The organism is Brevibacillus antibioticus (assembly GCF_005217615.1).
In the GTDB taxonomy this organism is placed as follows: Bacteria; Bacillota; Bacilli; order Brevibacillales; family Brevibacillaceae; genus Brevibacillus; species Brevibacillus antibioticus.
Map to the genome: position 1 here is coordinate 1,399,269 of NZ_SZNK01000001.1, position 22,775 is coordinate 1,422,043.

Below are 22,775 nucleotides of genomic sequence, written 5' to 3' on the forward strand. Positions count from 1 at the left end.
ATCGATTAACACGGGAGCTATAGAGTGAGTTGTTAGATTCCTAAGTATGAAGACGTTAAGCCGCTCGGGGAAAGAACCGGGCGGCTCTTTTGTTGAAATCGGAGGAGAGTGAAATACCACAGAAAAAGTTTTGTCGTATGATAGGGTGTCCTAATCTAACCTCCCCACAACTCTACACTCCTTCTACGAAAGCGTAACGTGGGAGGATTGGACAAAGAAGGGCTCAAAGCTCAATGATGCCAAAGAGGGAGGAAGAGGGCAGCTTAGCCGCCCATAACATTGGACAGATATTAGCACTCATCACAACTGCAAGCAACAATTGTTAATAAAACGAAAAGAACCAAGACCAAAGCAAAATTGTCGTCAAAGAATCCCATCGATATCACCCCTTTGAAAAGTATGAGGAAGAACCTCAAACTCAAGCTATTCAAATCGCGGAGCTATGTAAGGGCGATATCACAGGAAGCGGAAAATTTGGGCAAGTAAAAAGGTTACCTGTCAAGTCCAGCCGCTCAACAATGTTAAATCAACAGGGGGATATACGATAAAAAAAGCGATCCCCTAGCCACATTCATGGGATTTGGGACTGTGTGCGGTGTCAACGCTTCGGACCTGCATTCAGCGCACTCACGGAAAAAAGATAAAATCATTTATCACACCAGCCAATCATGTATGTAGTGATTGCATGTGCTCTAGGTAAAATTCGAAGATTTATGTTGCATCAAAATCGAAAAGAACATGATCAGCGCAGAGCCTAAAAAGCCAATAACACTCATCAGCGTATCATAGGGGTGATACTGATGGGTAAATACTTGAGTAATCATAGATGAGAGCTACTAACGTAGAAACGAGATGACTGAAAGAGAAAAGGATCGTGTCCCAGGTTGAGATGATTACTAGAATATCACTTGAAAGAAGAGATTTACAGGCTCAAACAATAAAGATAGTGAGACGAGGAACAGCAAGAAAACGATTCAATAGAAAGATTCAATAGAAAATGCAAATGATACTTAAGAAGAGATCATTGTCGGGCTCGGCATCAGAAAAAAAGAAAAACATCATACCGATAGTTTAACAGTCGGTGGATGATGTTTGATTCATACTACAATGTAAAAGTTACGAACTTCTTATATCGCATAGCACCTTTGTCGCCAATATCGCCTGTCATATTGGTTTCTTTCCAAGTTTCATCTCAGTCTTCATTGGAATAGTTGGTGTTAAACGTTATAGGTTGGCCATCCGCAATACCCGTCAACTTCACATGGTATCCGTTGTTCTTTTGCGCTGCTAACACCAGGAAATGAAAGTGATAGAAATAGTGCAGCAGCAATACCAAACAGAGCAAATTTTTTCATATATCTTCCCCTTCATAAGTTTATCTTCCTAGAAAAGTATACGCTTGGGAATAACATATATTCCAATAATCGGTGAATCTGAAAAGAATAAAACAAAAGTTAATCCCAGCCAGTAATTCTTGTTCCTTCTGATTGAATTATGATCCAGCCGACGTATTTCGAGGAGGGTATTACGGTAACAATCCAGCATTTGGAGAATCATACTTCCATGAAATAAATATTAGTTGTCACCTCTCGCAATATCTCCAAACGTTCCTTTACAGGAATATTCCTTTCGGTGTATCTTCCACCTAACAAGATGATCACAACAACGCTGAAGGGGATGAGATGAACGTAGAATCCATCATGTAACGAGGTGAGTGACATGTCAGGGATGAATCCGGGCATGGACATGGCGACGCTGAGTGCTTTAGCTGAACCGAATCGTATGAAAATCGTCGAGCTTTTGCGCGATGGTCCTCTAACTGTAGGGGAAATCGCTGACCAACTGGGGCTTCGCCAGCCCCAAGCCTCGAAGCATTTGAAGGTGCTTAGTGACAACGGGATCGTGGATATGAAGGCCGAAGCCAACCGTCGAATTTACAAACTCAGGCCCGAGCCCTTTCAAGCGCTAGATTCTTGGGTGAAGTCATTCCAGCGTGTAATGGAAGAAAGATTCGATAATCTGGAAGACTATTTGCGGGAACTGCAAAACAAGGAAAATACTTGAGATCCATTCAAATGAATGAGGAGGAATTGCTATGTCAAGAAACGCAATGGTTTCAAGGGTAGAGAATGAGCGGGTGCTTGTATTGGAGCGTGTATTCGACGCGCCTAGAGATCTCGTATTCCAGATGTTTAAGGAGCCTGAGCATCTCAAGCGCTGGTGGGGACCGAAAGGCTGGGAACTCCCGGTTTGTCATGTTGATTTCCGACCAGGCGGTGTTTGGCACTACTGCATGAAGTGCGTCGATAAGAATCAAGGTGATTTTTACGGCATGGAATCTTGGGGCAAGGCCGTTTATAAGGAAATTGTCGAGCCGGAAAAGATCATCTATACCGACTACTTTTCAGATGCAGAAGGCCACACAAATGATACCATGCCTTCGACAGAGGTTATGATGGAATTCATCGATTTGGTTGGCAAGACGAAACTGGTTAGCCGTTCTGAATATGTAACTGCGGAAGCCCTTAAAACAGTCATGGACATGGGCATACTAGAGGGTATCACCCAAACGTGGGATCGTTTGGAAGAGAGTCTGAACGAGATCAAGTAAGGGACATAGAGGAAAGGCCGCCTGGCATGGAGACCCAGCGGCTTTTTCATTTTAGGTGCAGATTTATTTCACCATCAGCGCAATAAAATCGTTCAGCTTATCCAGCGAAATGATGTTTTGATTGCACGTCACACTGTCCTGACAAATGTAGTTTCCTTTTTTCAAATACGTTCCATCCCCAGAACCTTTGGCTTCAAGGACGAACATGCCGATTTCCTCAAAGCGATTACAAAGCGCGCAAACGCCTTTTTTGTTTAGATTTGTAAACTGTCCGTGTATGCCAATCAGTTTTCCTTGGTGGTAAGCAACAATAAATTTCTTTTCCGTCGCAGTGTCTAGCCAGCTCACATAAGAGATTTCTGAAAAATCGATTTCAGCGACATTCGAGACTTTCAGCTTCTTTACCTTTGGAAAGAGCTTCTTAATGGAAGACTCTGTGAGAGCAGGGAATGGAATTACAAACGTTGAAAGCTGATGCAATAACTGCTTTCCTTCTGCCTTTTCTTTTATCGAGTCAATCGGATGCAAAATCTCTTTTTGTTCTTCTGTTATGTTTGGGAACAACTGAAAGATTTCTTCATGGGCGATTTCTTTTCGTGCACGAATCACATTGATATCTGTACTGGTCGCGTAGGCGTTCATGATTGCTTGAACGCGTGATTTAATGAAGTGATATTGATGCGTATGGATAAAAGGTTCCATCTTGCGGTTCCTCCTTGTTCTGTCTTGTAAGGTGGGTTCCTCTTTACTTTAGTGTGTTTGCAAGAGAGGAGAAAGGGAAAGGACATTTCCCAAAAAAACTCGCCATAAAAAAGCACTAACAACGTAAATGGAAAGGTCGTCAGTGCTTTATAAACGTCTATTTGGTATACACGATTTTTTTAATCGTCTCTGTAGACAAAAAGTATTCCTCCGCTAACTGAGAAATAGCCGTTCCGGCCCGAAAGCTGCTTTTAATAGCCGTATTCCGCTCATCCAGGAGTTTTCTCCCGCCAGTGCGCGACCCCCATTTTTGATGGGTTACTTTTGTCTTCGGAATATAAATGGTTTCTCCTTGCACGTACTTTTGAATTTCTGCGAGTAACGATTCGGGAAGGATTAAATTTGCTTTCACACATTTCATTTCTGCTCGCTCCTTATTTATAGATAAGAAAATAAGGGGCAAAGCCAAGAAATAGGAAATGAGATACGCAAAGGAAGGCGATGATTTAATTAAACGGAAGACCACCCCATGCAAAGTATCGCCTTACTATTTCTAGGCTTTGCATGAGCCGCTGCGGTATGTGGCAAATTGAGAGCATTCGCCATTGTTACACCCCCTCGAGGTCCATTTTAAAAACGGCATTCCCTTTCCTTTTCGAAAAGGGAGTATTTGTAATTATATAAGAAAACGGCTTTTTTGTATAACGATACTTATAAACATGTAAGTGGATATGTAAGGAAAGTCGATTATTTACAGGATGCTCCCAGGACGCAAATGGAGTTAGAATGAGATGGGTACTTTTGATGTAGAAACGGAACAGCTCATTCACATGAAAGAACAAGATATATCTCATTCAAACAAATTTCACGTGATGAGAATTCTTCTTGTGGTCTTTTTTATTGGAAAGAAGGGATTGCTGAAAAGGAGTATGATTACAACCAGCACAAGCAACAGGATGGGAGGGTTTTACATGGGTGAATATCGATTGATTAGTGACTACAAGCATATCGAAACATACAAGGAAAGCTTTAATGAGCTCGCCAAACAGATCTTTCAGCTCGATTTTAAAGAATGGTATAACAAGGGCTTTTGGAATGACAACTATGTTTGCTATTCCTATTTGGATGGGGAACAGGTTATTGCCAACGCTTCCGTTAGTAAGATGATCGTGAACATCAATGGTAAGGACTACGAGGCGCTCCAGGTAGGAACGGTCATGACTCATCCAGCTTATCGCAATCAAGGATTGGCAGCAAAGCTGATGAACCATATTATTCAAAGATATGAGAAGGAATACGATTTTATTTATTTGTATGCCAATGATACCGTGCTCGATTTTTATCCGAAGTTTGGATTTGAGAGAATACAGGAAAGTAGTTTTTGCTTATTGGCATCCGATTTGAAAAAACAAGTGGAACAAAAAGCGGTTTTGCGCAAGCTGGAAGTTGATAGCGAGGCCGATTATCTCGTCATGAAGGAATTTGTCGCCAAGCGAATCCCCGTATCATCGCGATTGGGCGTCAAGAATAGTGAGCAACTGGTGATGTTTTACTTTCTGCTTGTTTTTCGGGATGCGATCTATTACGTCGAAGAGCAGGATGTGATCGTATTATTTGAACGGGCGGAAGACCAACTTCATGTATTTGATTTGGTAAGTAAAAAGCCAGTTGATATAGAAGCGGTTATTTCTCATTTGGTAACAGATGAGACAGCAATCATTCATTTTCACTTTATGCCGGATAGTGAGAATGAGAAGATCCAATCTGCTTTGATGACAACGACGGACGATGTCTTATTTGTTCGTCCCTCGTTCAAAATGGAGATAGAACATTTTCGTTTCCCGCTAACTTCTCACGCATAAAAAGTCCGTTTTTTTGTTGTTAGGGACAACATAAAACATAATCAAAACCATGTTCTCTGAAGATCAATCCTTTCGCAGGAGCTGAACTCTTTGTCGTAATTCCTGTTCGGTTAACGGCTCCAATTGCAACAAGGCCTCATATGGATCATCACCCGGAATTTGAAAGTACCTGGCAAATGCTGGCTCTGTCTTGATGCCGTTTTGCTTCAGATCCCTGATATGTTGGTAGGCATCCAAGCCCGCTATGTCTAACAATCGTGCCTCGATGTCCATATGACGATAGGCATTTTGCTTTTCGACAGCAACCGGTTGAGCAAACAATTCAAACCAAAAGTCAGCTGTGAAAAACGAGATAACGCATGTGGGAATACTTTTTACATCTAGCTGTGTCACTTCAAATCCGGGCAAGCCGCCAAATGCTGTACGAACAGCCTGCTCAAACTGTTCCAGGTCATGACTCTCGCAAATAATATCCAGATCGCTTTGCACAACATCAATGTCCAATGGGATGGTTCCGGCCAGCACAGGACGGTAATCGGATAGTACTTCCATGATGTGCGTCTGTTGAATCGCTTCCCATGCGGCTTTTTGGCGCATCGTTCCTCTGCTCAAGTAAGAGAGATCATGCCAATTTCTCATGAGACTACCTCCATGTCTACTTTCTTTTAAAATAGTTTAGACAAAAGTGAATAAGTACGCAACGAAATCGGCAATCACTCGTATACCTAAAGGAAGGGAGTGTAGTGAATGGAAATACTTTTGTGGGTCGTGGTTGTGTTATTGTTCTTACTAAGCATCGCAGGAATTTTTTTGCCCGTTTTACCGGATACGATTTTGCTGTGGGCGGGCTTTTTGCTCTATCACTTTTTCATTGCAGATCCAGGAGCGGGATTGCCGGCCTCCTTTTGGTGGGGAATGGTCGTTCTAAGTATTCTGCTTTATGGTGCTGACTTGCTGACGAACATGTACTTCGTGAAAAAGTATGGGGGATCCAAATGGTCATCCATTGCTGCTGCGGTCGGAATTTTCCTCGGGATTTTCGTTTTTCCACCGTTTGGTATGCTGATCTTGCCGTTCGTATTCGTCGTTCTCGTAGAGTTGATGGTACAGAAGCAGTCGATGGAGCGAGCATTGAAAGCGGGGGTAGGCTCACTGATCGGATTTTTGGGCAGCGCGGTCGTAAAAGTTATCTTGCAAGTTACGATGATCATCTGGTTTTTTGTCGCTAGATAACATATAGAAAACGCAAAGGACAGCCGAGGCTGTCCTTTTTTACGTGGAACTAATGAATGAGGCGATAGACACCGATGACTTTACCGAGAATGGTGACTTGCTCCAGAATGATCGGTTCCATTGTGGCATTTTCCGGTTGGAGACGGAAGTGGTTCTTCTCTTTGAAAAATCTTTTGACGGTGGCTTCGTCTTCTTCCGTCATGGCTACGACAATGTCACCATTGTCCGCTACATGCTGTTGGCGAACAATGACGTAGTCTCCGTCGAGAATTCCAGCATCAATCATACTGTTCCCGGAGACGCGCAGCATGTAAACCTTGTCAGAAGTCACGATATTGTCTGGAAGCGGGAAGTATTCTTCTACATCCTCAATGGCAGTAATCGGTTGTCCAGCGGTTACTTTACCGATTACTGGCACACGGACGACAGAGTCTTCAAAATTGTCTTGAAAACGATCTTCATCTGATAGCAATTCGATAGCGCGAGGTTTGGTAGGATCTCGACGAATGAGGCCTTTTTTCTCCAAACGTGCTAAATGACCATGTACCGTTGAGCTGGAAGCTAGTCCGACAGCCTCTCCAATTTCACGTACGGAAGGCGGATACCCTTTATCGCGAACTTCCTTTCGTATGAACTCGATGATGGCTTGTTGTCTACTCGATAATTTTGACATAAAAAGACACCTCTGATTTCTCGAACATATTTTCCAGTATTATACCATGGGAGCTTGCGTTCGACAAACATAAGTTCGATTATTCGTTGACATGAACGTATGTTCTCATTTATCATGAGGTTACAAGAGATCAGAACGTATGTTTGCAAGGGGGCCATTATTATGAATTCATCGACTGTACGTAATCGTTTCGAGAAAAAAGAAGAACGTCGTGTTCGTTTTGGTATCACGAGAGGTCAAGCTCTCTTGTTTCTAATTACATTTACTCTCTTTTTTTATCTGCTGACCGAACTGGTGTTTGCTTCTTCGCCAATGGAGGAGCCACAAGGGTTAGAAGTAATCGTACAAACCGGTGATAGCCTATGGTCGTTAGCTGTTCGCCACTCAGATCAGCATATAGATGTTCGTGACTATATCATAGAAATCAAGGAAGCAAACGGTTTGGATAGCAACAGGATTTACCCGGGTCAGACTCTGATCATGCCTGATATGCCGTAAGTGCTCGGTTGTCTTGCGGGATCATTCGAATGTGGTATAATGAAGCGGCACTACTACAGAGTGGGAGGAACCAGCAGTGGTATCTGACGCAGAAATTAAACGCATTAACGAATTGGTCAAAAAATCTCGCGAAGAAGGTTTGACCGAAGAGGAAAAGCTCGAACAAAAAGCATTGCGCCAAAAGTACATTGACGCCGTTAAGCTTTCGTTGAGAGCAAATTTGGATTCCATCCGTTATGTGGAAGACCTTGAAGAAAATAAGCCAAAACAGTAAGATAACAATTACTGATACGACAGACATCCTCGCTTGACGCTAGGGTGTCTTTTTCTGTGACATACATAACGCTCTGATAACCAGGGAGGGAAAGCAATGGCGTGGATAGCTGTGGCGGTTGGAGGAGCAGTTGGCTCACTTTTGCGCTACGTATTGTCTTTGCTCGCGAATCAGCCGGGATGGCCGTGGGGAACCTGGATCGCCAATGTTTGTGGATCTTTGATCATCGGCATCTTGTTCGTGCTGGGGAAAGAACGTGGCTTTTTATCTCCGACACTCTATCTCTTATTTGCAACGGGTGTCATGGGAGGATTTACGACTTTCTCTAGCTTCTCCTTGGAAGTGGTCTCTTTTTGGGGAGAAGGCCACTTGTTACGTGGCACTTTGTACGCTCTTCTCAGTTTGGGAGTCGGTTTACTTTCTTGTGCGGTTGGAATTTGGCTGGCTAGGCAATGGTCCTGATACTTGCAATGACACGATACATGTGAGGGGGAATGAAGATGAGTACACAGCATCGTGATTATGAATTGGAACAAAAAAAACTGGATGAAACCATTTCAGCGATCGACGAAGAAATGGAGCAGCTTCGCAATGAGATTCGCGAGGCAACAGATGACTATGTGAAACAGGTCGTTAACTATAAAAAGGCAAAGGATTTGACCTATCTTGAAGATCAGGGGCGAGAGAAGCCTTATTTCGGCAGAGTAGATTTCTTGAAAGATGAAATCTACGAGCTGGATCAGGTCTACATAGGAAAACGCGGAATTGTACGCAGCGATACATTTGATTCTGTCGTCGTGGATTGGCGCGCGCCTATCGCCAGTCTTTATTATTCCGGAGAGAGCAAAGAAGCGTTTTACCGGATGGGACGCGAGATCGTGCGTGGTGAAGTTCGATTAAAGCGTAATTTTGCGATCGAAGACGGGAAGATCGTCGGCATTTATGATGGAGCGGTAAAAGAAACGATTAACCGCGAAATGGGGCATCCTGACGAGTTCTTGCAAGAGGGCTTCATTGATGAATTTTTGGCAGCCAATCTGAATCAGGCGAACGATAGCAGGTTAAAAGACATCGTCGCTACGATTCAATCCGAGCAGAATGATATTATCCGGGCGGAAAAAGAACGGCCTATTGTTGTGCAAGGAGTAGCGGGGAGCGGAAAAACGACCATTGCGCTGCACCGACTCTCCTATTTGATTTACAACTACCAGGATTCCATGATGTCCAAAAAATTTATGGTGTTTGCACCAAACCGGATGTTTCTTACCTATATATCCGAGGTTTTACCTGAGTTGGGAGTCGATGACGTTCAACAGTCTACCTTTGTAGACTGGGCAGCGCGTCTTGTGAAGCCTCTGCTGCCAAAGGGATGGAGAATCGTGAGTCCCGATAAGCCTCTTCAATTGTTCTTCGAAGAGGGGCAGGATGAGCGCCAGCAAGAAATGACGCGAAACAGGCTTCGTTTCAAAGGATCGCTCGCTTGTCGGGAGGCGCTGGAGCAATACATTCGGCATATCGTCGAAACAAGAATCCCTTTTAAGAAGCTCAGCTTTTTATACAACAAAACGAAGCAAGTCTTTTCCATTCCGGGTGATTTTATTCGCCAATGCTTCTTGGAGCAATTCGGAAATATGCCGTATCATCGACGGGTAGAAGCGCTTCGCAAGCATTTGAAACAAGAAATGAACAAGCAATTGTTTGCCCATTTGCGAGAGCGAAAAGTAGATTTGGACAAAGAAGGCTTGTACAAATTCGAGAAAATGCTGGAGCAAATACTGGATACGTACCTGACTTCGTTTCCAAGACTGGAAATCTTCACAGCTTATCGCGAGTTGATTGCTGACGAGGAATTGCTGCGCAAGCTCGTCCCTGCTGATATTTCAGACGAAGTTGTGCGTGATGTGACTCAGTCAAGTGCGGCGCTGCTTTCAGAGGAGAGATTGGAGCCGGAAGATATCGCGCCGTTGCTATACTTGCAGCATATTGTTGAAGGAATGAATAAAGCAGAGCATTTTGATCATACGGTTGTGGATGAAGCACAAGACTTGAGTGCGCTAGAAATAGCCGTTATAGCATTGGCAACCAAGCGAAACTCACTAACGATCGTGGGAGATATTGCGCAAGGCATTCATAGCTACCGGGGGATTCATGCCTGGGAAGAGTTGACGAAGGGGATTTTTGAAAAGCTGTTTCCTTCCTATTATACGTTGTCGCAAAGCTATCGTTCGACCATTGAGATCATGCGCTGTGCCAATGAAGTGTTGCGGCAAATTGAATTGCCCGAGACGGTATTGGCAAAACCGGTTTTGCGCCATGGTGATAAACCGATCATGGTCAAGACTCGTTCACGAGCGCAACTGTGGGAGGACATCTCTTCGCGTGTGGCTGCCTACCAATCGGAAGGCTTCAAAACGATTGCGATCGTAGCGAAAACCATTCAAGCGAGTAAAAAAGCACATAAATGCCTGCAAGACAAAATAGCTGATTTGACCCTGTTAGGCACCAAAGATAACCAATTTCCAGGTGGCGTAACCATCATGCCTGCTTTTTTAACGAAAGGCTTGCAGTTCGATGTGGTCATCATACTGGATGTGGACGCCTATCAAAATAATGAATGGGACGCAAAACTATTGTATGTCGCGATGACGCGTCCGGTCCATCGGCTTATAATGACGCAGGTTGACGGCGTTTCTTCACCGTTGCTGAAAGATTTACGGACTGAGCAGTACACCATGGCGACCGACGAGTAAGAATCTACTCATCAAAGAAACCCTCTGCCTGTAAAAAAGCAGAGGGTTTATCTGTATCATGCTTAGTGGTCGCCTGTGTTACCTTTAGAAGGGTTGGTAATCACAAAACCTTCTTCCGGCAAGAAAAGGTAATCAATGATGATGCCATCCAGCAATGGCTCATCCTTTTTCACGATCACATCGATCTCTTTGTCTGTCGAGATCACAACATCTTCTTCTGTTGGCTTGTCCAGAGCGAGTCCGTAGTGTGCATGATCACCGTGAGCGTGAGTAATATAAACGCGCAGTTTCAATTCTTTGTCTTCTTCTGCCTCGATGATTGGAGTCAATTGTTTGGCAGCGTTACGAGTGATTTTTAGTTTCACAGGTCAAATCCCCTAACTGTATGTAAGTTACCCCTCCATCTTAGCAAGAGGGAAATCAGGATGCAATGTTGAAAGTGTTACGATATGTCTAGAAAATGACAACACCGTGGAAGGAGAAGTCATCTATGAAAATCGATTTGCGCAGCGATACCGTTACGAAACCAACCGAGGAGATGCTTCGAGCAATGGCGGAAGCGGAGGTTGGTGATGATGTTTATAGAGAGGACCCAACTGCCAATCGTTTGGAAACGATCGCGGCTGAAATACTCGGAAAGGAAGCTGCCCTGTTCGTAACAAGCGGCACGCAAGGCAATCAGGTCGCTGTTTTGACGCATTGTGTCAACGGAGACGAGGTCATTGCGGAAGCGGATTCGCACATTTTTTACTATGAAGGCGGCGCTATGTCGGCATTGGCAGGGGTGCAAACACGGACGCTGGTTGGAGAACGTGGTGCTTTGCGTGCAGAAGAGGTAGAGAAGGCGATTCGGGGCAACAATATCCATTTTCCACGCACAAAATTGATCTGTCTCGAAAATACACATAATCGCGCTGGCGGGGCGGTAATCTCTGTCGCGCAAATGAAGAGTGTCTATAATATCGCACAAAAACACGGTATTCCCGTTCATTTGGATGGTGCTCGCCTCTTCAATGCGGCTGTGGCCCAAGGTGTTGCAGTCAGTGAGCTAAGCGCTTTTGCCGATACTGTTCAGATTTGCTTGTCAAAAGGACTGAGTGCTCCAGTTGGTTCCATTTTGGCTGGAGATCGTGCTTTTATCGAAGAAGCGAGATGGTGGAGAAAAAAGTTAGGAGGCGGGCTGCGTCAGGTAGGGTATTTGGCAGCACCGGGTATCATCGCTCTCACACAGATGACCGGACGATTGGCAGAAGACCATGACAGGGCACAGCAATTGGCAAAAGGCTTGCGCCAGCTATCACTTCAGGTCGAGCAAGTTGAGACGAATATCGTGCTGGTGAATACGGGCTCGATTGGACTAACAGCTGTTGCCTTATTAGAACGCTTGGAGGAAAAAGGAGTGCTCGCTGTTGATTTTGACGAGTACGTCATTCGCTTTACGACGCATCGACACATCAGCGATCAACATATCAAGACCGTTTTGGAAGCAGTCGAGCAATTATTGGAAACGGTGTAATGGTTTCAACCGCTTGTAACCAGTCGAAGGAAAGACTGGTTTTTTCTTTATATCAACATTAAATTCAAAATAATTAGACAATTTGTACAAAACAAGAGTCTTTACACGATCTGTTTTTCGCCATATCGTCTGATTTGTTTCGTCTACACTTACGCTATCATGGTAGTGTGATAAAGCGAAAGCGCTTACTGCTGTATGGAATCGAATGGAATCAAGGGGGATGGTCTCAATGAGAAAGAGGATGAGCTTCATTTTGAGTTGCTTCTTGATGCTTCAAGTTTTAGCGGGATGTAGTACAAGTGAAACGACGGGAACGAACAAACCGAATGATCAGGCATCTCAACCAGTGCAGCCAACAGGAAAAGAAATGGTATTGAATTGGAATGCAGACGGTGGTGAGCCTCCGACAGCAGATCCCGGACTTGCTTCCGATGGCACTTCCTTTGATGTCATTACTGCCTGTTTTGAAGGATTGACTCGCTATGGTCCGGATGGGAAAATAGGCAATGCAATTGCTGACAGTTATACGGTATCCGAGGATTTGACGACGTACACGTTCAAATTGAAGTCGAATGCGCTATGGAGCAACGGAGATTCGGTAACCGCCCATGATTTTGAGTTCGCCTGGAAAAGAAATCTCGATCCGAAGACAGCATCCGAATATGCCTATATGCTTTATTTCATTAAAGGAGCAGAGGAATTCAACACAGGGAAAGGATCGCACGAGGACGTAGGGGTCAAAGCGATAGACGACTTTACACTAGAGGTCAAGCTTAATTCACCAGCTCCGTTTTTTTACGAGCTGACAGCTTTCCCGACATTGTTTCCTTTACATAAAAAGACCTTGGAGGCACAACCGGATTGGGCAGCGTCTCCAGATAACTACGTAGGCAACGGCCCGTTCAAAATGGAGCTGTGGGAGCATAAAAACAAATTAGTTCTTGTGAAAAACGAGAAGTATCATGACAAAAATGCCGTGAAACTCGACAAGATCGTCTGGAGCATGATTACCGATACGAACACTGCGCAAGCGTTGTTTGATTCTGGTGATTTGGATTGGGGAGGGCATCCAAGCTACGTGTTGCCCGTCGACGTGATCCCCGCGTTGCAAGAGGAAGGAAAAATCGTAATGGCGCCGTATCCGAATACAGTTGCCGTCACTTTTAATACAACCAAGCCCCCTTTTACGAATAAAAAGATTCGACAAGCCTTCTCGTATTCGATCCAACGGCAGCCTCTCGTAGACGGAATCGTGCAGACAGGGGTGCCAGCGGCTTTTGCATGGGTTCCGCCCTCTATGCAACTGAGTGGAAATGACTATTTTAAAGAGGATGTAGACAAAGCCAAACAGTTATTGGCGGAAGGGCTAAAGGAGCTGGGTCTTTCAACGATGCCTGAAGTGACTTACACGTATGGATCAGGTGACGATCGTCAGAAAAAGCTGGCTGAAGCTCTTCAGGATCAATGGAAAAGAAGCCTTGGTGTAGATGTGAAAATCAGTGGATTGGAGGAAAAAGTTTTTTTACAAAACAAGCGCTCCAAAAACTATCAGTTTGCCTACCGAAATTGGGGTGCTGATTTTAACGACCCCATCAATTTCTTGGAAATTTTCAAGGACAAAACAGTGGGGACAAACGACGCTGCTTGGGAAAACGACAGATACCGAGAGCTAATCGTCCAGAGTTACTTGGAAAAAGACCCGACGAAGCGTAATGCGATCATGCGTGAGGCAGAGACCATCTTAATGGAGGAAACGCCGATTGCTCCTGTGTATTATGGCGCAAGACCGTATATAAGAAATGACAAAGTCAAAGGATTTTTGATCAACCCGTTTGGCGGTAGAGATTTTAAGTATACAACCATCGAACAATAAAAAGAGTCTTGCCGAGCCCAGAAACTTGGAGAGCGGCAAGACTTTTTTTGGTTCCATTCGGTTGACTCACTTGTGTGTAATTCAGACCTGCCAATGAAATACTATAGCTATCCAACATAGGGGAAAAGAGGGATGGATATGATCTCGGCTACAGAGCGAGAACGCATTATCAATCAAATGAAACGGGATGAGAGCAAGATTGTCAATATCGTCCTAAACGATTCTAATCAGGTTGCAGGCGAAATTGAAAAAGCCAACCACCAAGGCATCTTCCTGGTGGATGGCCGGTACTACGGGTACGAGGACATCAAAGAAATCAATGGCTCGTAATGGTTACAGACGGGGAGGGGGGAAGAAGTAGCGCAAGGCATCTGGCAGCTCTTTTTGCCACAACCCCCAGACGTGATTCCCTGGTTTTTCTCGATAGGACAAGGTTGCTTGCTTGTCCTCAAGAATCTGTTTTGCCTGGCGATTCCATTGTACGAAATCGAAGGTACCCGCACTTGTTTCTACAGCAGTCTCATCGAGGCCAACGACCATCCAGATTCGCAGCCAGGATAGACTCTCCTGATTCAAAAGCGGATCGAGTGTCGTTTGGAAAAACGCCCCCGACAGTGCGAGTACTTGTGGAAAGAGATCGGGGTTTTCCAATGCGAGATGCAAAGAAACGGTCCCACCCAAAGAGTCTCCTGCCAGCACACGTGAAGCAGGATCACGGCGTACAGGATAGCGTTCCTCTATGTAAGGCAACAGCTCTTCAGTGAAAAATCGCTGATAGGCTGCGTTTCTCGACCCAGATGGAGAATACTCGCTCGTGCGTTTGTTGCGATCGACTGAAACACCGACAACGATGTAGGGTTCGATACCATCTTCAAGAATCAATTGATTGGAGATGGTCGCGATTCGCCCCATTGTAAAAAAGTCGTTCCCATCCTGGCAGTACACAACAGGGTAAGAAAGAAGCTCATTGTACCCCGGCGGTAGGTATACTTTGACCGAGCGGGGAGTGTCCACGTGGATGCTGGGCACTTCTTCTTTCATGATGGTTCGCTTTACATAGTCAGACATCGATTCACACTCCCTGTTTGCTCAAATGAAAAACTAAGCCTTGAAAAAAACTGATACAGCTTATATAGTAAATGATAACAGAGAGGAAATAAACCCTGTAATATCAATACTGTAACACGTTAAACAGGTATTTTAACTGCAATATAACAGGGTGTTGCAAGCGGCGCTGTAAGCCCTTTCTTGCACCATGCAACTTTCTTCTGGTTTTTATCAGGGTTACTTCCGCCGCGAATTGCATTCGTCACTCATCGAGCAGATGCTCAGATTGAGGCGACAAAGGGCAACTCGGGAAAAGGAAGTCCCTTATTCTAGTGACGAGGTGAATGTGATGAGCGTATCCACTGCTGTTGAACAAACAGAGAACAACGCCCCGCTGCAAATTCTTGCCCCGGATGGTACGGTTGTTCGTCCTGACTTGATGCCTAAGCTCTCCGATGATGAATTGCGTGAACTGATGCGTAAAATGGTATTTACCCGTGTATGGGACCAACGCGCAATCAGCTTGAACCGCCAAGGTCGTCTTGGTTTCTATGCACCAGTAGCTGGTCAAGAAGCAAGCATGATCGGTTCCGAGGGTGCTCTTTCCAAAGAAGACTTTGTCCTGCCTAGCTACCGTGATATTCCACAAATGGTATGGCATGGTTACCCTATGCACAAGGCGTTCCTGTACTCCCGCGGACACATCGAGGGCGGCAAAATTCCTGAAGGTGTAAACGTATTGATGCCACAAATCATCATTGCGGCTCAATGTACACAAGCAACAGGTGTTGCAATGGGTTACAAGCTGCGCGGTGAAAAGAAAGTAGCGATCAACTACTTTGGTGACGGTGCGACTTCCCAAGGTGACTTCTACGAGGGTATGAACTTTGCAGGGGTATACAAGCTGCCTGTTATCTTCTTCTCCCAAAACAACGGTTATGCGATCTCTCTGCCGTTCGAAAAACAAACGGCTTCTGAAAATATCGCAGTCAAAGCAGTTGCAGCTGGTATTGCTAGCGAACGCGTTGACGGTATGGATATTCTCGCCGTTTACTACGCGGTTCAACAAGCAAAAGAGCGCGGCGTGAATGGCGAAGGTGCGACTCTGATCGAAGCAATGACGTACCGTTATGGTCCTCACACCATGGCTGGTGACGACCCAACTCGTTACCGTACAGGTGAAGAGCAAAGCGAGTGGGAACTGCGCGATCCACTGATCCGCTTCCGCAAGTTCCTCGAAGCAAAAGGCCTCTGGAGCGAAAAAGACGAAGAAGCTGTCATCGAAGAAGCGAAAGCAGCTGTTGCGGACGCAATCAAAAAAGCGGACGAAACACCTAAGATGAAAGTTTCCGAACTGATCGATGTAATGTTTGAGACACTGCCGCCTGCACTCGAAGAGCAAAAGGCAGAATTCCTGGCGAAGGAGTCGAAATAAGCCATGGCACAAATGACAATGGTTCAAGCCATTACGGATGCAATGCGCGTAGAGTTGAAGCGCGATGAAACCGTTCTTGTCTTCGGTGAAGACGTAGGTAACAACGGCGGGGTGTTCCGTGCAACAGAAGGTCTGCAAGCTGAGTTCGGCGAGCAGCGTGTATTCGATACACCACTTGCTGAGTCCGGAATCGGCGGTTTGGCTGTCGGTCTTTCCATCAACGGCTTCCGTCCAGTAGCAGAAATTCAGTTCTTCGGTTTCGTATTTGAAACGTTTGATGCTGTAGCATCCCAATCTTCCCGTATGCGCTACCGTTCCGGTGGTCGCTTCACGAGCCCAATTACATTCCGCTCCCCATTTGGTGGCGGTGTGAAAACGCCTGAGCTGCATGCTGACTCTTTGGAAGGCTTGATGCTGCAAACTCCGGGTCTGAAAGTGGTTATCCCTTCCAACCCGTATGATGCAAAAGGACTGTTGATCGCAGCAATTCGCGACAACGATCCAGTTGTATTCCTCGAGCACATGAAGCTGTACCGTTCCTTCCGTCAAGAAGTTCCAGAAGGCGAGTACACGATTCCACTCGGCAAAGCAAACGTAGTAAAAGAAGGTAGCGATGTTACCATCATCACCTATGGTGCGATGGTGCATACCAGCCTGAAAGCAGCAGAAGAAATCGAGAAAGCGCGTGGAGCAAAAGTAGAAGTAATCGACCTGCGTACCATCAGCCCACTCGATATCGATACGATCGTGGCTTCTGTGAAGAAAACAAATCGTGCGATTGTGGTTCAAGAAGCACAAAAAACGTCTGGTGTTGCGGCAGAAATCATCACGCAAATCAACGAGCGTGCGATCCTGCACCTCGAAGCACCAGTACTGCGTATTACAGCACCAGATACCGTTTACCCGTTTGCACAAGCAGAAGATGTATGGCTGCCTGACGTAAAACGCGTAGTAGATGGTCTGACTCAAGTCCTCGATTTTTAATTGAGAAACGGACATAATGGCGGAAAAGTTGAAAGCTTTCCGCCTTCTTTCTCACGATATAAGAACTAAAAATAAATGATAACTCTCTTTTAAGGAGGAGATACTGTGAGTCGTTTTACATTCAGACTCCCGGAGCTCGGCGAGGGTATCCATGAAGGCGAAATCGTCAAATGGCACGTACAGCCCGGAGATTCCGTAGAAGAAGACCAAGTCATCATGGAAGTACAAAATGACAAGGCGGTTGTAGAAGTACCGTCGCCTGTTAAAGGGAAAGTTATCGAGTTGAAAGTAACCGAGGGTACGGTTTCCGTAGTCGGCGATCCACTGATCGAGTTTGACGTAGAAGGCGAAATTCCGAACCTGCCAGACCATGGTCATGGCGATTCCCACGCTGCTGAAGCGGCACCAGCGCCACAAGCTGCAGACAAAATGGAGCCAGGCTGCGACATCGGTTCCCAAGTGAGCGCAAATGCGAACCAAGCACTGGAAACGCCAATGGCACAAGCAACTGCAACAGCAGTAGCGGCACCAATTGACCGTAAGCATGTGTTGGCTACGCCTTCCGTTCGCAAATACGCTCGTGAAAAAGGCGTTCAATTGGTTAACGTACCTGGTACAGGCAAATTGGGTCGCATCACACGCGAAGACGTAGATCGTTTTGCAGCTGGCGGAGTAGCACCAACTGCACAAGCAGCGGCAACTCCAGTAGCAACTGAGGCTCCTGCAGCAGCAGCTACAGGTGTAGCACAAGCAGCAGCGGCTCCAACAGTTCACCACGCACCTACAGCAGGCGAGCTGGAAGAGCGCGTTCCGATGAAGGGTATGCGTAAAGCAATCGCGAAAGCAATGGTGAAATCCGCATACACTGCACCACACGTAACCATCTTCGACGAAGTGGATGTTACAGCTCTTGTCGCTATGCGTAAAGACGCGAAGCCACTTGCTGAAGAGCGTGGTGTGAAGCTGACTTACCTGCCTATGATCGTGAAAGCAGTTGTAGCTGGTCTGAAGAAATTCCCAGAACTCAACGCTTCTATCGACGATGAAAAACAAGAAATCATCTTTAAAAAGTACTACAACATCGGTATCGCTACCTCGACAGAAGAAGGCTTGCTCGTTCCAGTTGTGAAATCCGCTGACAGCAAATCCATCTTCCAAATCGCAGGCGAAATCGGCGAGCTGGCGAAGAAAGCACGCGACCGCAAGGCGTCTGCTGACGAGTTGAAAGGTTCTACTTTCAGCATCACAAACATCGGTTCTGCGGGTGGTATGTTCTTCACGCCAATCATTAACTATCCAGAAGTAGCTATTCTGGGTGTTGGCCGCATTAGCGAAAAACCAGTTGTGAAAAACGGAGAAATCGTGGTAGGTCAAATGTTGCACCTGTCCTTGAGCTTTGACCACCGCTTGGTTGATGGCGAACCTGCACAGCGTTTCGTCAACTACGTGAAGCAGCTCTTGGAAAACCCAACGCTGCTCGTCATGGAGGGATAAGAGACAATGGTAGTAGGTGAATTTACCACAGAAGTAGACGTGCTCGTAATCGGTGCCGGCCCAGGTGGATATGTTGCAGCGATTCGTGCTGCTCAAATGGGAAAAACAGTAGCTGTCGTGGAAAAAGGTGAACTGGGCGGCGTGTGCCTGAACGTAGGTTGCATCCCTTCCAAAGCGATGATCCACGCTGCACACACATATGAGCACACACAACATACAGAATCCATGGGTATTACTATGGAAAATGTAAAAGTGGATTTTGCTAAAGTACAAGAGTGGAAAAGCGGCATCGTGAAGCAACTGACTGGTGGCGTAGGCTCCCTCTTCAAAGGCAACAAAATCCAGGTAATCCCTGGTGAAGCGCTGTTCGTAAGTGAAAATGAAGTACGTGTATTCCACGGTTATGATGTCAACCGTTATCGCTTCCAGCATTGCATCATTGCAACTGGTTCGCGTCCAATCGAGTTGCCTGCATTCCCGTTTGGCAAACGTGTAATGTCATCTACTGAAGCGTTGTCCTTGACTGAACTGCCGAAGAGCCTCGTGGTAATCGGCGGCGGATACATCGGTATCGAGCTTGGTACGGTGTTCGCGAAGTTTGGAACAAAAGTTACGATTTTGGAAGGTTCCGATCAAATCTTGCCAGGATTTGAGCCAGACATGCCACGTTTGGTGGAACGCAAGCTCAAAAAGCTCGACGTTACCATCCATACAAAAGCACTGGCACAAGGAATGGAAGAGACAGAAAACGGCGTGATCGTGACTGCAGAAGTAAAAGGCGAGCAACAAAAAATCGAGGCGGAATACGTGCTCGTTACTGTTGGACGCCGTCCGAATACAGATGAACTCGGTATTCGCGATATTGGCATGAACGTGACTGACCGTGGGTTGATCGTTGTCGACAAGCAAGGCCGCACGAGCATTCCTAACGTGTACGCGATCGGGGATATCGTAGCAGGTCCTGCGTTGGCTCACAAAGCTTCTTACGAAGGTAAGGTTGCTGCTGAGGTGATTGCTGGACATCCGGCAGAAGTGGACTACAAAGCGATTCCAGCGGTTGTATTCTGCGATCCAGAAATCGCAAGCGTTGGTATCAATGAGAAAGAAGCAAAAGAAAAGGGCATCGATTACGTTGTAGGTCGTTTCCCATTCGCAGCAAACGGTCGCGCTCTGTCTGTAAATGCAGGCGAAGGCTACGTGAAGCTGATTGCAGAAAAAGAAACGAATCTCGTATTGGGTGCGCAAATCGTTGGTCCAGAAGCATCCAACATCATCGCAGAGATCGGATTGGCGATCGAAATGGGCGCAACACTCGAAGACATCGAGCTGACCATCCACGCACATCCAACACTGGGTGAAGTAACAATGGAAGCTGCTGAATTGGCTCTGGGTCGTCCGATCCACGTCATGAAATAGAAAGTGGGAAAGCCTTGTGCCGGAAATGGGTACAAGGCTTTTTCTTCCACATCTTACCCTTTCCACCAGTTCTTAAATAATGTAAAATAGTGGGAGACAACGTAAGGTGGGGGTCTGCAGCATGGAAATTACGAGTAAGATGATTGATGACTTGCGATTAAAGCTAGAACGCGCAGCAAAAGATGCAGGTTACAATTTTCTTGACCCTGAAATCGTGAGCATCAGCCAACAATTAGATAAATTAATTGTCGCACATATGCAACATGAAAAACGCCCTTCATGAGGGCGTTTTTGGTTGAGTGGGTACTTCCGAAATGGAATAAAGCAAATGGGCATTCCAGCCCTTTTTCGTAAGCGTGGGTTCTTGGGCATAATAATAGCTAGGATACAGAATCAGATGCTGCGCATCATAGCTAGGACCATTACTCGGACAGGTAAGCTGATTCGTTTCTGTGTCATAAGTAATTTCGGGCGAAATGGATTGGAGATAGGTAGTAAGGGATTCGATTCCTTGCAAAGAGTAATAAATCCGTTCTGCTTCACGCACAAATTTTGGAGCAATTGCCTCCCAATTCGCCTCAAAAAATAGCTGCCAATAAGATGATACGAATAGGCTAAAACGGCCTTTCACATAATCGGCGTCCTCTTCTAAATCGAAGGCTACAGCAGGAGCATTGTGATGTATGATCCACTCCTCCAAGATCGGTTTCATACTACGCACGAAATGATCGGTAGGAAGTGTTACGAAATACTCATATTGATCATCGACAGCCATCACACCTTTTGTATGTAGGGGGTCAAATGAGTCAGGGATCCCATATCGAAAGAGGGGGACAAAATAGCCCCATTCTTTCAAAAGACGGGCAGATTCAAACTGCCCTAACTTTTCTTCGGTCCAATACGCAAATCGCTCGGGAGGTGTCTCTTGGGCGAGTGTATACAAGCTGGCAGCCATCTCGTACAGCGGGGAAACACTATAGCTGAATAAATTGGAAAGAGGGCTATGGTTGCCCGGAAGTGGAATGGTGATCATCTTCACTTAACCTCCATCAAGGATACTAAATTTATCATAGTGCATCCTTGTGGGACAATTCAATCTTTTTTGGTGTAAAAAAAAGGAAGAGCAGAGACACCCGACTGCAATGGAGCCGGGTGCTACTCCTTATCCTTCTCGTGTTTGAATGGACCGCGAATGATTTTGTTGCTTCACTTTTTTAGAGCCGGGCTGGGGTTCCCCAGTCTGTTCGAGCGGTTGAGCTACGTTATTGTAAGTTTGATGCGGATTTTCATCCAAAATATGATCCTTTTCCATAAAATCAACTCCTTCTTTACCTAGTTTGGCGTAAACACATGATGACGAATCATAGGAAATGCTGGTATTCTATAATGAGATTGTTCCAAACTCGTATGGTGAGGAAGCATGTCCGCATTTAGAAGGAATTGATATGTTGTCAAAACTACAGAATGGCACGATACTGTTTATAGAACATAATATTTATTATGTAAACAATAAACGAGCTCTGCTGGTCTGGAAGGAGCGAGAACTATGCCGGTCTTAATCGCCCCCGTTTTCAATTCAACAACAGCACAGCCCGTTCGGATCGATTTGCCTAATTCGTACACGCTCATATCAGGCGCAAAGCGGCCATATGAGATCGCGTCTCGTTTCTTGCGTAATGAGATGGACGAGAACAAGCGAACCTTTGATTTGCGTGTAGATCCCAGCAGTTTATTTTTAGTTGCGGATCACGAAGAGATGAAAGTAACGGATGATCGGGTGTGGATTGAAGAAATCGAAAGTAAGTTGAATCTAGCGTCCACAATGGGGACTTGTTCGATTCCTTACGTCATCACTGTCAATGACAATATGTATGGTATTACGTATTTAAAGCGATCGCTTGATGGTGACAAGTACACTTTTGATGATGAAACGGCTGGAATTTTTACTTCATTAGTCGAACAGAAGCTACCGTCCCTTGCTTTTCGTCGCTATGCGCTTTCGCTGGAGAAGAAAAACTACGAGGATCAACTGTTGGATCTGTGGATTGCATTGGAATCATTGTTCGTTCCCGATGGCAAAAAAGGCGAGATTACCTATAAATTGCGTGTTCGAATGGCGTACTATTTTGGAGAAACCGCCTTGCAGCGTGAACGGATTGCACAGTTTGTAAAAAAATCGTACAATCATCGCTCAGAGATTGTGCATAGCGGCAAGCTGTTCGGTGACAAGCTGGCTACAGAGGTCACTATGCTGAGGACGATGACACGAGCCGCGATTTTGAACATCGCCGGGGAAAGTGTCAACCTTCAGGATATGCGTGTCCGGCTAGATGAATTGGTATTTACGGGCGAATCTTATGTGGCAAGGTACGGTCCTACTTTTTTTGAAAGAATTTTGTTGTAAGCC

Annotated in this window: 26 protein-coding genes; 17 read left to right on the forward strand and 9 right to left on the reverse strand. The window is 45.6% G+C overall.

Annotation, left to right across the window (positions count from 1 at the left end; all coding sequences use genetic code 11):
• Nucleotides 1-290 precede the first annotated feature (290 nt).
• The gene (locus tag E8L90_RS06745) at nucleotides 291-377 is read right to left on the reverse strand and encodes a YjcZ family sporulation protein (protein WP_016743434.1); all 87 of its coding nucleotides are present in this window, start codon (nucleotides 375-377) and stop codon (nucleotides 291-293) included.
• A gap of 1,342 nt (nucleotides 378-1,719) precedes the next feature.
• Here E8L90_RS06745 and E8L90_RS06755 point away from each other — a divergent pair.
• Together E8L90_RS06755 and E8L90_RS06760 are read left to right on the forward strand one after the other, a co-directional pair.
• On the forward strand, nucleotides 1,720-2,064 hold the full coding sequence (locus tag E8L90_RS06755) for an ArsR/SmtB family transcription factor (RefSeq protein WP_137033305.1): 345 nt from the start codon (nucleotides 1,720-1,722) through the stop codon (nucleotides 2,062-2,064).
• Between the two features lie 31 nt (nucleotides 2,065-2,095).
• Nucleotides 2,096-2,611 carry an SRPBCC domain-containing protein gene (locus E8L90_RS06760; protein WP_137028535.1) on the forward strand — a complete coding sequence of 172 codons (516 nt, stop codon included), beginning with the start codon at nucleotides 2,096-2,098 and terminating at the stop codon, nucleotides 2,609-2,611.
• Between the two features lie 63 nt (nucleotides 2,612-2,674).
• Here E8L90_RS06760 and E8L90_RS06765 read toward each other — a convergent pair whose 3' ends face one another.
• Both E8L90_RS06765 and E8L90_RS06770 read right to left on the reverse strand, forming a co-directional pair.
• Nucleotides 2,675-3,313, reverse strand: a complete 639-nt coding sequence (locus E8L90_RS06765; RefSeq protein WP_137028536.1) for a FusB/FusC family EF-G-binding protein — start codon at nucleotides 3,311-3,313, stop codon at nucleotides 2,675-2,677.
• A gap of 157 nt (nucleotides 3,314-3,470) precedes the next feature.
• Nucleotides 3,471-3,734: a CD3324 family protein gene (locus E8L90_RS06770; protein ID WP_137028537.1), complete on the reverse strand. Its 264-nt coding sequence runs from the start codon at nucleotides 3,732-3,734 to the stop codon at nucleotides 3,471-3,473.
• 550 nt (nucleotides 3,735-4,284) lie between these two features.
• On the opposite strand from E8L90_RS06770, the gene E8L90_RS06775 reads away from it, so the two are divergent.
• On the forward strand, nucleotides 4,285-5,175 hold the full coding sequence (locus E8L90_RS06775; protein WP_137028538.1) for a GNAT family N-acetyltransferase: 891 nt from the start codon (nucleotides 4,285-4,287) through the stop codon (nucleotides 5,173-5,175).
• 63 nt (nucleotides 5,176-5,238) lie between these two features.
• On the opposite strand, the gene E8L90_RS06780 is transcribed toward E8L90_RS06775, so the two are convergent.
• Nucleotides 5,239-5,814, reverse strand: coding sequence for a DUF4269 domain-containing protein (locus E8L90_RS06780; RefSeq protein ID WP_137028539.1), 576 nt, complete (start codon nucleotides 5,812-5,814; stop codon nucleotides 5,239-5,241).
• Between the two features lie 108 nt (nucleotides 5,815-5,922).
• On the opposite strand from E8L90_RS06780, the gene E8L90_RS06785 reads away from it, so the two are divergent.
• On the forward strand, nucleotides 5,923-6,408 hold the full coding sequence (locus E8L90_RS06785; RefSeq protein WP_137028540.1) for a DUF456 domain-containing protein: 486 nt from the start codon (nucleotides 5,923-5,925) through the stop codon (nucleotides 6,406-6,408).
• A gap of 49 nt (nucleotides 6,409-6,457) precedes the next feature.
• On the opposite strand, the gene lexA is transcribed toward E8L90_RS06785, so the two are convergent.
• Complete coding sequence (gene lexA, locus E8L90_RS06790) at nucleotides 6,458-7,081, reverse strand: transcriptional repressor LexA (protein WP_137028541.1); 624 nt, start codon at nucleotides 7,079-7,081, stop codon at nucleotides 6,458-6,460.
• Between the two features lie 162 nt (nucleotides 7,082-7,243).
• Here lexA and E8L90_RS06795 point away from each other — a divergent pair, with 162 nt between their 5' ends.
• The 4 genes from E8L90_RS06795 (at nucleotide 7,244) to E8L90_RS06810 (ending at nucleotide 10,603) form a co-directional block, all read left to right on the forward strand.
• Nucleotides 7,244-7,579: a LysM peptidoglycan-binding domain-containing protein gene (locus tag E8L90_RS06795; RefSeq protein WP_137028542.1), complete on the forward strand. Its 336-nt coding sequence runs from the start codon at nucleotides 7,244-7,246 to the stop codon at nucleotides 7,577-7,579.
• Nucleotides 7,580-7,655: 76 nt separating this feature from the next.
• Nucleotides 7,656-7,853: a DUF896 domain-containing protein gene (locus tag E8L90_RS06800; protein WP_007718933.1), complete on the forward strand. Its 198-nt coding sequence runs from the start codon at nucleotides 7,656-7,658 to the stop codon at nucleotides 7,851-7,853.
• Nucleotides 7,854-7,949: 96 nt separating this feature from the next.
• Nucleotides 7,950-8,315 carry a fluoride efflux transporter CrcB gene (crcB, locus tag E8L90_RS06805; protein WP_137028543.1) on the forward strand — a complete coding sequence of 122 codons (366 nt, stop codon included), beginning with the start codon at nucleotides 7,950-7,952 and terminating at the stop codon, nucleotides 8,313-8,315.
• 38 nt (nucleotides 8,316-8,353) lie between these two features.
• Nucleotides 8,354-10,603 (forward strand): HelD family protein, encoded by a 2,250-nt coding sequence (locus E8L90_RS06810; protein WP_137028544.1) that lies wholly within the window; start codon nucleotides 8,354-8,356, stop codon nucleotides 10,601-10,603.
• 62 nt (nucleotides 10,604-10,665) lie between these two features.
• On the opposite strand, the gene E8L90_RS06815 is transcribed toward E8L90_RS06810, so the two are convergent.
• Nucleotides 10,666-10,968 (reverse strand): HesB/IscA family protein, encoded by a 303-nt coding sequence (locus E8L90_RS06815; RefSeq protein WP_137028545.1) that lies wholly within the window; start codon nucleotides 10,966-10,968, stop codon nucleotides 10,666-10,668.
• A 125-nt stretch (nucleotides 10,969-11,093) separates the two neighbouring features.
• Between E8L90_RS06815 and ltaE the strand changes: the two genes are divergently transcribed.
• From ltaE to E8L90_RS06830, 3 genes are all read left to right on the forward strand, one after another.
• Nucleotides 11,094-12,119, forward strand: a complete 1,026-nt coding sequence (ltaE, locus tag E8L90_RS06820; protein ID WP_137028546.1) for a low-specificity L-threonine aldolase — start codon at nucleotides 11,094-11,096, stop codon at nucleotides 12,117-12,119.
• A gap of 229 nt (nucleotides 12,120-12,348) precedes the next feature.
• Nucleotides 12,349-13,992: a peptide ABC transporter substrate-binding protein gene (locus E8L90_RS06825; RefSeq protein ID WP_137028547.1), complete on the forward strand. Its 1,644-nt coding sequence runs from the start codon at nucleotides 12,349-12,351 to the stop codon at nucleotides 13,990-13,992.
• A gap of 132 nt (nucleotides 13,993-14,124) precedes the next feature.
• Complete coding sequence (locus tag E8L90_RS06830) at nucleotides 14,125-14,322, forward strand: hypothetical protein (RefSeq protein ID WP_137028548.1); 198 nt, start codon at nucleotides 14,125-14,127, stop codon at nucleotides 14,320-14,322.
• A gap of 3 nt (nucleotides 14,323-14,325) precedes the next feature.
• On the opposite strand, the gene E8L90_RS06835 is transcribed toward E8L90_RS06830, so the two are convergent.
• The gene (locus E8L90_RS06835) at nucleotides 14,326-15,060 is read right to left on the reverse strand and encodes an alpha/beta hydrolase (RefSeq protein ID WP_137028549.1); all 735 of its coding nucleotides are present in this window, start codon (nucleotides 15,058-15,060) and stop codon (nucleotides 14,326-14,328) included.
• Between the two features lie 328 nt (nucleotides 15,061-15,388).
• Between E8L90_RS06835 and pdhA the strand changes: the two genes are divergently transcribed.
• The 5 genes from pdhA to E8L90_RS06860 all read left to right on the forward strand — a co-directional run bounded on the left by pdhA (nucleotide 15,389) and on the right by E8L90_RS06860 (nucleotide 20,651).
• Entirely contained in the window at nucleotides 15,389-16,474 is a 1,086-nt protein-coding gene (gene pdhA / locus E8L90_RS06840) for a pyruvate dehydrogenase (acetyl-transferring) E1 component subunit alpha (protein WP_069844732.1), read from the forward strand.
• Between the two features lie 3 nt (nucleotides 16,475-16,477).
• Nucleotides 16,478-17,458, forward strand: coding sequence for an alpha-ketoacid dehydrogenase subunit beta (locus tag E8L90_RS06845; RefSeq protein ID WP_137028550.1), 981 nt, complete (start codon nucleotides 16,478-16,480; stop codon nucleotides 17,456-17,458).
• Between the two features lie 105 nt (nucleotides 17,459-17,563).
• On the forward strand, nucleotides 17,564-18,952 hold the full coding sequence (locus E8L90_RS06850; RefSeq protein WP_137028551.1) for a dihydrolipoamide acetyltransferase family protein: 1,389 nt from the start codon (nucleotides 17,564-17,566) through the stop codon (nucleotides 18,950-18,952).
• A gap of 6 nt (nucleotides 18,953-18,958) precedes the next feature.
• The gene (lpdA, locus tag E8L90_RS06855; RefSeq protein ID WP_137028552.1) at nucleotides 18,959-20,368 is read left to right on the forward strand and encodes a dihydrolipoyl dehydrogenase; all 1,410 of its coding nucleotides are present in this window, start codon (nucleotides 18,959-18,961) and stop codon (nucleotides 20,366-20,368) included.
• 121 nt (nucleotides 20,369-20,489) lie between these two features.
• On the forward strand, nucleotides 20,490-20,651 hold the full coding sequence (locus E8L90_RS06860; protein ID WP_137028553.1) for an aspartyl-phosphate phosphatase Spo0E family protein: 162 nt from the start codon (nucleotides 20,490-20,492) through the stop codon (nucleotides 20,649-20,651).
• Here the strand turns inward: E8L90_RS06860 and E8L90_RS06865 are convergent.
• A complete protein-coding gene (locus E8L90_RS06865; RefSeq protein WP_137033307.1) occupies nucleotides 20,646-21,401 on the reverse strand; it encodes a hypothetical protein in 756 nt (251 codons plus the stop codon). The genes E8L90_RS06860 and E8L90_RS06865 overlap by 6 nt on opposite strands.
• Before the next feature lie 129 nt (nucleotides 21,402-21,530).
• Nucleotides 21,531-21,680: a small acid-soluble spore protein P gene (locus E8L90_RS06870; RefSeq protein ID WP_137028554.1), complete on the reverse strand. Its 150-nt coding sequence runs from the start codon at nucleotides 21,678-21,680 to the stop codon at nucleotides 21,531-21,533.
• Nucleotides 21,681-21,914: 234 nt separating this feature from the next.
• Here E8L90_RS06870 and E8L90_RS06875 point away from each other — a divergent pair, with 234 nt between their 5' ends.
• Nucleotides 21,915-22,772, forward strand: coding sequence for a HEPN domain-containing protein (locus E8L90_RS06875; protein ID WP_137028555.1), 858 nt, complete (start codon nucleotides 21,915-21,917; stop codon nucleotides 22,770-22,772).
• Nucleotides 22,773-22,775 lie beyond the last annotated feature (3 nt).

Coding starts and splice junctions, on each gene's coding strand:
- E8L90_RS06745 (WP_016743434.1), bottom strand. CDS start 377: ATGGGATTCTTTGACGACAATTTTGCTTTGGTCTTGGTTCTTTTCGTT.
- E8L90_RS06755 (WP_137033305.1), top strand. CDS start 1,720: ATGTCAGGGATGAATCCGGGCATGGACATGGCGACGCTGAGTGCTTTA.
- E8L90_RS06760 (WP_137028535.1), top strand. CDS start 2,096: ATGTCAAGAAACGCAATGGTTTCAAGGGTAGAGAATGAGCGGGTGCTT.
- E8L90_RS06765 (WP_137028536.1), bottom strand. CDS start 3,313: ATGGAACCTTTTATCCATACGCATCAATATCACTTCATTAAATCACGC.
- E8L90_RS06770 (WP_137028537.1), bottom strand. CDS start 3,734: ATGAAATGTGTGAAAGCAAATTTAATCCTTCCCGAATCGTTACTCGCA.
- E8L90_RS06775 (WP_137028538.1), top strand. CDS start 4,285: ATGGGTGAATATCGATTGATTAGTGACTACAAGCATATCGAAACATAC.
- E8L90_RS06780 (WP_137028539.1), bottom strand. CDS start 5,814: ATGAGAAATTGGCATGATCTCTCTTACTTGAGCAGAGGAACGATGCGC.
- E8L90_RS06785 (WP_137028540.1), top strand. CDS start 5,923: ATGGAAATACTTTTGTGGGTCGTGGTTGTGTTATTGTTCTTACTAAGC.
- lexA (WP_137028541.1), bottom strand. CDS start 7,081: ATGTCAAAATTATCGAGTAGACAACAAGCCATCATCGAGTTCATACGA.
- E8L90_RS06795 (WP_137028542.1), top strand. CDS start 7,244: ATGAATTCATCGACTGTACGTAATCGTTTCGAGAAAAAAGAAGAACGT.
- crcB (WP_137028543.1), top strand. CDS start 7,950: ATGGCGTGGATAGCTGTGGCGGTTGGAGGAGCAGTTGGCTCACTTTTG.
- E8L90_RS06810 (WP_137028544.1), top strand. CDS start 8,354: ATGAGTACACAGCATCGTGATTATGAATTGGAACAAAAAAAACTGGAT.
- ltaE (WP_137028546.1), top strand. CDS start 11,094: ATGAAAATCGATTTGCGCAGCGATACCGTTACGAAACCAACCGAGGAG.
- E8L90_RS06825 (WP_137028547.1), top strand. CDS start 12,349: ATGAGAAAGAGGATGAGCTTCATTTTGAGTTGCTTCTTGATGCTTCAA.
- E8L90_RS06830 (WP_137028548.1), top strand. CDS start 14,125: ATGGATATGATCTCGGCTACAGAGCGAGAACGCATTATCAATCAAATG.
- E8L90_RS06835 (WP_137028549.1), bottom strand. CDS start 15,060: ATGTCTGACTATGTAAAGCGAACCATCATGAAAGAAGAAGTGCCCAGC.
- pdhA (WP_069844732.1), top strand. CDS start 15,389: ATGAGCGTATCCACTGCTGTTGAACAAACAGAGAACAACGCCCCGCTG.
- E8L90_RS06845 (WP_137028550.1), top strand. CDS start 16,478: ATGGCACAAATGACAATGGTTCAAGCCATTACGGATGCAATGCGCGTA.
- lpdA (WP_137028552.1), top strand. CDS start 18,959: ATGGTAGTAGGTGAATTTACCACAGAAGTAGACGTGCTCGTAATCGGT.
- E8L90_RS06860 (WP_137028553.1), top strand. CDS start 20,490: ATGGAAATTACGAGTAAGATGATTGATGACTTGCGATTAAAGCTAGAA.
- E8L90_RS06865 (WP_137033307.1), bottom strand. CDS start 21,401: ATGATCACCATTCCACTTCCGGGCAACCATAGCCCTCTTTCCAATTTA.
- E8L90_RS06870 (WP_137028554.1), bottom strand. CDS start 21,680: ATGGAAAAGGATCATATTTTGGATGAAAATCCGCATCAAACTTACAAT.
- E8L90_RS06875 (WP_137028555.1), top strand. CDS start 21,915: ATGCCGGTCTTAATCGCCCCCGTTTTCAATTCAACAACAGCACAGCCC.